General features: G+C 66.8%; 7 protein-coding genes. 1 reads left to right on the top strand and 6 read right to left on the bottom strand.

What is annotated here, in order from left to right; all coding sequences use genetic code 11:
- The 6 genes from CVM52_RS22620 to CVM52_RS22595 form a co-directional block, all read right to left on the bottom strand.
- The coding region (locus tag CVM52_RS22620; RefSeq protein ID WP_133119946.1) for an ATP-binding cassette domain-containing protein at positions 1-262 on the bottom strand (262 nt) is incomplete at its 3' end.
- Between the two features lie 5 nt (positions 263-267).
- Positions 268-1,113, bottom strand: coding sequence for a metallophosphoesterase family protein (locus tag CVM52_RS22615; RefSeq protein WP_100164631.1), 846 nt, complete (start codon positions 1,111-1,113; stop codon positions 268-270).
- A gap of 64 nt (positions 1,114-1,177) precedes the next feature.
- Positions 1,178-2,731, bottom strand: a complete 1,554-nt coding sequence (locus CVM52_RS22610) for an ABC transporter substrate-binding protein (RefSeq protein ID WP_100164630.1) — start codon at positions 2,729-2,731, stop codon at positions 1,178-1,180.
- A 60-nt stretch (positions 2,732-2,791) separates the two neighbouring features.
- On the bottom strand, positions 2,792-3,673 hold the full coding sequence (locus CVM52_RS22605; RefSeq protein WP_100164629.1) for an ABC transporter permease: 882 nt from the start codon (positions 3,671-3,673) through the stop codon (positions 2,792-2,794).
- A 3-nt stretch (positions 3,674-3,676) separates the two neighbouring features.
- Positions 3,677-4,603, bottom strand: coding sequence for an ABC transporter permease (locus tag CVM52_RS22600; RefSeq protein WP_100164628.1), 927 nt, complete (start codon positions 4,601-4,603; stop codon positions 3,677-3,679).
- Positions 4,600-5,346, bottom strand: a complete 747-nt coding sequence (locus CVM52_RS22595; RefSeq protein ID WP_100164627.1) for an HAD family hydrolase — start codon at positions 5,344-5,346, stop codon at positions 4,600-4,602. The genes CVM52_RS22600 and CVM52_RS22595 overlap by 4 nt, the downstream gene beginning before the upstream one ends.
- 167 nt (positions 5,347-5,513) lie before the next feature.
- On the opposite strand from CVM52_RS22595, the gene CVM52_RS22590 reads away from it, so the two are divergent.
- Positions 5,514-6,404, top strand: a complete 891-nt coding sequence (locus CVM52_RS22590; RefSeq protein WP_100164626.1) for a LysR substrate-binding domain-containing protein — start codon at positions 5,514-5,516, stop codon at positions 6,402-6,404.
- The last annotated feature ends 111 nt before the right edge of the window (positions 6,405-6,515 follow it).

Genomic DNA, 6,515 nt, shown 5'->3' with positions numbered 1-6,515 from the left:
GCAGCGCCGCCGGCGGCAGCGCGGTGATCTCGGCCGGCGCCGTCCCGCCCAGCCGGATCGAGCCGCCGGTAATGCGCCCGCCCTCGCGCTCGATCAGGCGCAGGATCGACAGCGCCGTGGCCGATTTGCCCGATCCGCTTTCGCCCACCAGTGCCAGGGTTTCGCCGGCATGGATATCGAAGGACAGGCCGCGCACCGCCTCGTGGCGGCCAAAGGCCACCCGCAGGTTCTTGACCGACAGGATTGGCGTGTCGGGAAGCATGACGGTCACTCTGCGGCAAGCGCGCGGGTGAACGGGGCCAGTGGCGGCGTCCAGCGGCGCGCGGTCGGGGTCAGCCGCGCCTGGAACGGATCATCGCCGAACACCTGCCAGTCCACCGTGTCGCCCAGTTCGATCATGCCCCAGGCGCGGGCCGGTTCACCACCGGTGGTGAAGCTTTCGGTCAGGCTCTGCTGGGTCATATGCGGGATGCCGTCAACCGTGGTCACGGTGTTCCAATGCACATGGCCGGCCAGGCAGGCCACCGGCACCTGTGCCTGCGCCAGGGCCTGGCGGGCACGATCGGCCTGCGGATAGGTGGAAATCGCGGCGTTGCGCTGGAAATAGTAGTTGCCAATCTGGCTGTGGCCCGACACCGGCACATGGCTGGCCACCAGTGTTGGTTTGTCGGCATTCTGCATCAGCCGCGACAGCCACAGCAGGTCGGGCTCGGGCAGGTCAAAGCCGATATGCGGCGGCGTCCGGTGGATCACGCTGTCGGCGCGCCACAGCGCCAGCTGCCAGGCGCCCAGGTCGATCACGTGGTGATCCAGCGCGCAGCCGAGGATCTCTTCATTCTCGGCCACGCTCAGATGGTCGCGGTCGTGATTGCCGCAGATGTGATAGACCGGCGCGTCGATGGTCGAGAACACCTCGGCGACCTCGCCTTCCAGCCGCGCGTCGGTCTGGCTGTCGACATCCGAGATCCGGTCGCCCAGATCCAGCACCAGATCGGGCGCCTCGGCGTTGCAGAAGGCGACAAAGCCGGCCAGCAGGTCGAGCGCGGTGTCGCCGCGTTTGGTATGCGAAGGCTTGCCGTGATGAATATCGGCGACGATGGCGATGCGGGTCATATCAGGTCTCCGGGGTGAGGAATATGCCCGGGCGGCATGGGGGAACCGCCCGGGCAGAGGGCGATCAACTGTCGGCGAGCGAGATGCTGCCGGCGCGGAAGTCGAGCACATAAGGAATGTGTCCCGGCATCGGCGCCCAGTTGACCGACTTGTTCATGCCCCAGCTTTCAAACGGGCGGTACAGCGGCAGAACCGGCGGATCCTGCGCGATTTCCTCCATCAGCTCGGCATAGGCCGCCTTGCGCGCCTCGACATCGGTCGAAAAGCGGAAGCGTTCCCATTTTTCGGCATATTCGGCATCGGTGTTGAAGCGGCCTTCGCTTTCCGACGGGCCGCCAGGCGCCCACATCACGCCGAAGGATCCGAACGGGTCGGCGAAATACATCGGGTTGGACCAGTTGCGCGCCATCATCTCGGGGTCGCTGCCGCTCCACTGGTCCTGCACATTGACGCGGCCATTGATGCCGACGGCGGCCCACATCTCCATGATCGCCTGCGCGGCCAGCAGACCGTTGGTGTAATAGGTCGGCGCGGTGTCGAAGGTGATTTCGAACCCATCATAGCCGGCTTCGGCCAACAGTGCCTTGGCGCGGTCGGGATCAAATTCGAAGGTCACCAGGTCGGGCTGATGCAGCGCGCCCATCTCTTTCATCGTATGGGTCGACGGCACCACCGCCTTGCCCAGCCACAGCGCCTCGTTCAGCACGTCGCGGTCGATGGCCAGGCTCATCGCCTGGCGGATGCGCGGGTCCTGCAGCTTGGGATGGTTCATGTTCATGATCATGACGTGGAACAGCGCGGTGGCCGAGCCCGCGGTCTTCAGCTCGGGGTCGTTTTCGATCAGCATCAGCTGATCGGGCGCGATGTTGGTCACGATATCGGCCTCGCCGGTCTTCAGCGCGGTCAGCCGCGACGCGGTTTCCGCGATCTGAACCACCGTGGCGGTTTGCAGCGGCGCGGCATCGCCCCAGAAGGCGTCGAAGCGTTCGTAAACGATCTTTTCGCCCGGCTGGAACGCGGCGATCTTGTAGGGCCCGGTGCCGACCGGTGCCAGCGAGAAGGCCTCGTAATCGCCATCCTCGGCCACGTGCGGATCTCCCGACAGCGCCTTGGTGTAGTCTTCGGGGATGATCATCACCTGCTGCAGGCTGATCAGCGTTTCCCACAGCGGCTCTTCACGGGCGGCGTGGATGCGCACGGTATAGTCGTCGATCTTTTCCGCCTTGGTGAAATTGCCCAGCCGGTCCTTGGCCCGCACCACGTAGGGCGGGAAGGTGGCCTGGATCATCCGGTTCAGCGAAAACACCACGTCATCGGCATTCATCGGCTCGCCATTGTGAAAGGTCACGCCCTCGCGCAGCTTCAGCTCCATGACCGTCGGCGCCACCAGATTCCATTCGGTGGCCAGCGCCGGCACCCATTCCGGCTCCAGCTTGGAATGGTCGCGATCGATCAGCGTGTCGAAGGCGTTGTAGTAGAACTGCGAGCCGACATTGGAATGGTCGCGGCCGGGGTCGAGATAGGACGACACGTTGGCCGCGCCCACGGTGATCGACTGGGCAAAGGCGGCCGGGGCAAGCCCGGCGGCAAGGGCGGTGGTCAGGAGCAGTCTGAGCATCGGTGGTCTCCGTTTGGTTTCAGGTCTTCGTCAGGGGCCGGTGATCCGGCCGTCTTGGGGTTATCTTTCCCGCAGCCGCACATCGGCGCGGTCGCGGATCCAGTCGCCGAGGATCTGCACGGCAAAGGTCAGCAGGATGATCAGCGCCGCCGGAGCCAGCACGATCCACGGCGCCGTCGGCATATAGTCGCGCCCCAGTCCCACCATCGATCCCAGCGAGGGCTGCGGCGGTTGCACCCCCAGGCCCAGGAAGGACAGCGTGCTTTCCAGGATGACGATATTGGACAGTGCCAGGGTGAACTGCACCACCAGCGGCGAGACGATATTGGGCAGCAGGTGGTGCCGCGCGATATAAATGGTGCCGCCACCGGCGGCGCGCGCCGCCTCGATAAACGGCTGTGCCGCCAGGCGCCGCACCTCGGCCCGGACGATGCGGGCATATTGTTCCCAGCCGGCAATGCCCAGCACGAAGACCAGCACCGTCATCGACGACCCCAGCAGCGCCAGGATCAGCAGCGCGATCAGGGTGAATGGCACCGCGATCTGCATGTCGACCAGCCCCATGATGGTGTCTTCCGCCCAGCCCCGGCGCAGTCCGGCGACCAGGCCCAACGTGCCGCCGACCAACAGCCCGATCAGCGCCCCCGCCAGCGCCAGCGACATGGTCAGGCGCAGCCCGTACAGCGCGCGCGACAGCACATCGCGGCCCAGTTCATCGGTGCCCAGCAGGTGCCCGGCGCTGTAGCGCTCAAAGCCCAGCGGCGGGCGCAGCCGCGCGATCAGGCTTTGACCCAGCGGATCGAAGGGCGCGATCAGCGGCGCCAGCAGCGCCGCCGCCGCCAGCAGCACCGCCAGCACCAGCGCCGCCTTCTGGATCACATCGGTGCCCGCACCGGCGGCGCGGCGACGGCGTCTGAGCGGGAGGTCTGCAAAACTTGCCATCGGTCAACTCCGGGCCAGGCGAATGCGCGGATCGGCCAGCGCATAGGCGATGTCGGTGATGGCGTTGATTACCACCACGGCCACCGCCACGGTGATGACGCCGAATTGCAGCAACGGGTAGTCGCGCACGATGGCCGAGGTGACCAGCAATTCGCCGATGCCCGGCCAGGAAAAGATGCTTTCCACCACCACGCTGCCCGCCGCGGCCAGCCCGGCGATCTGCAGCCCGATCACCGAGATCACGGTGATCGAGGCATTGCCCAGCCCGTGTTTCAGCACCACCCACAGTTCCGGCAGACCCTTGGCGCGGGCGGTGCGGATGAAATCCTGCCCCAGCACGTCCAACATGGCGTTGCGGGTGAACCGTGTCAGCGCCGCGATCAGCACCCCCGACATGGCGATGGTCGGCATGATGAAATGCGCCGCGCTGCCGTTGCCCACCACCGGCAGCCAGTTCAACGTGTAGGAAAACACCAGGATCATGAAGATCGCGAGGACAAAGGCCGGCACCGCATAGCCGGTAAAGGCCAGCACCATCACCGCCGAACCGATCCAGTGCTTGCGATACACCGCCGCGATCACCCCCAGCGGGATGGAGACCGCCAGGGTCAGCCCGATCGAGGCCAGCAACAGCTGTAACGACGGCCAAATCCGGTCGGCGACGATCTCGGTCACCGGCCGCCGCTCGACAAAGCCCAGGCCGAATTCGCCCGACAGCACCCCGCGCAGATAGGCCAGGTATTGATGCCACAGCGAACGGTCGAGTTCGAAATAATCGATCAGCGCCTGCCGTCCCTCGGCCGTCAGACCTTCACCCAGGAAGGTTTCCAGCGGGCTGCCCGACAGCCGGGTGGCGAGGAAGGTGGCCGAGACGATCACGAACAGGGTGATCGCCATCTTGACCAGAACGCGCAGGACATAAACCGTCATCGCGCCAGGCTCCGGTCGATCTGCAGGAAGGGCACGCCGGCCCGCCGGGCGGCGCGGCCGTCGGTGTCGGGATTGTCACCCAGGAATATCGCCGCTTCCGGCGCGATCCCGGCCGCGTCGAGCGCGTGGTGCAGCATATAGGGATGGGGTTTGCCGACGGTATGCCAGCCCAGTTGCGGTCGGATCGCCCGGAGCGCGGCCAGCAGGGCGCCGGTTTCGGCCACGACGCGCCCGTCTAGGCCGGGATGCGACAGATCCTCGTTGGCGATCCACAGCGGAATGTCGCGGTCCAGATCGTTCAGCAGCGAGCCGAACCCATCAACCGTCAGCTTGGGATCGCGGCACAGCAGCACCGCCTGCGGCAGCGGGTGGTTCAGTTCGAACCCCATCTCGACCGCCAGCTTGCGCAGCGGTTCCGCCGCCTGCAGCCGCAGCCGGTTCAGCCCGGTTTCCGCCAGGTGGGACAGCGCGCATTCCCCGGCCAGCAGGATACGGTCGCGCGGGATGTCCAGCTGCAACCGCGCCAGCTGCTGCGCCAGCGCGGCGGCGGTCATGTCCGACCGGTTCGACACGATCCACAACCGGTCACCGCAGCCCGCCACGAAATCCGGCGCCTCGTCAAAGGCGCGGCCCTCGGAAATCAGGCAGCCGTCCAGATCGCACAGCACGATCCGGGCCTGTGCCACATGCCTGGCATCCAGCACCGGGTGGCAGGTGGGGGGATCGCCGATCCGCTTGTCCAAGGTCCAAACTCCATTCCTCGCGCGGGCACGGGCCGCGCGGCATCGCTTGTCAGTGTCGGGGGCGGGTCAACGCGGCCCTTGGCGCGACCATGGCGCCAGGCTGTGACGTGGCTGTAACAAACCAAAGCTAGGGTTTGCTCCGTTCAAACCTTTGATTGGAGCCGTGCATGACTTTGACCATTTCACGCCTCGAAGCGGTGCGCTGCGTGGCCGATTCCGGGTCTTACGCGGCGGCGGCGCGGCAGCTGGGCGTGTCGCAGCCCAACGTCTCGAAACAGATTCGGACCCTGGAATCGGATTACGGCATTCGACTGTTCCGGCGCGAAGGCGGGCGGCTGGTGCCGACGCTGCTGTGCCTGGACCTGTGCAACGCCGCCGAACGCATGGCCGAGGCGCGCGGCGATGCGGAACGCATGTTGCGCCGCCGCTCGTCGCTGGCGCGGGGCGAGATTGCCATCGGCCTTGGCAACGCGATGCCCGGCATGGCGCTGGTCGCCGATTTCCACCGCGCCTATCCGGGGGTGGAGATCCGGATCGAGACCGGTTCGCATGAAAAGATCACCCGTGCGGTGCTGACCCACGAGGTGGATATCGGCGTGCTGCCCGACGTGCCGCCCGACCGCCGGTTTCGCCGCGCCGGGCTGGCGCGCAACGCGGTGGTGGCGATTGCCCCCTTGGGCCATCCCCTGGCCGCGGGCGACAGCGTCAGCGCCGAGCAGCTGCGGCGCGAGCCGTTGATCTTCCGCGCCCGCGGGTCGTCGACGCAGCGGGTGGTGGACCGCATGTTCGCCCGGACCGGCGAGGTGCCGGTGCCGTTCCTGACGCTGGATGCCCGTGACGGGCTGTACGAGGCGGTGGTAAACGGGCTGGGCATCGGGTTTCTGTGGCGATACGGCACCAGCCGCGCCGACGGGGTCAAACGCCTGCCCATCGACGAAATGAAGGCCGAAACCGACGAGACCGCCTTCAGCCTGGCCGAAGCGCGGGGCGATATTGTCGAGGCGTTTTTCGACACCGCGCAGGCGTTCTCGAACCGCGCCGCCACCGGCGTGGCATAGGGAAAAAGACGCGGCCCCGGCCGATCAGCCGGGGCCGCGCCGGGCCGGTCCCGAGATCCCGGGGCAAGCCCGGGACTGCGCTGCGGATACCGCGCTCAGGCGGCCGCGTCG

It is taken from the genome of Pseudooceanicola lipolyticus, from assembly GCF_002786325.1.
Lineage (GTDB): Bacteria > Pseudomonadota > Alphaproteobacteria > Rhodobacterales > Rhodobacteraceae > Pseudooceanicola_C > Pseudooceanicola_C lipolyticus.
This window is presented reverse-complemented; position numbering and strand designations above follow the sequence as displayed.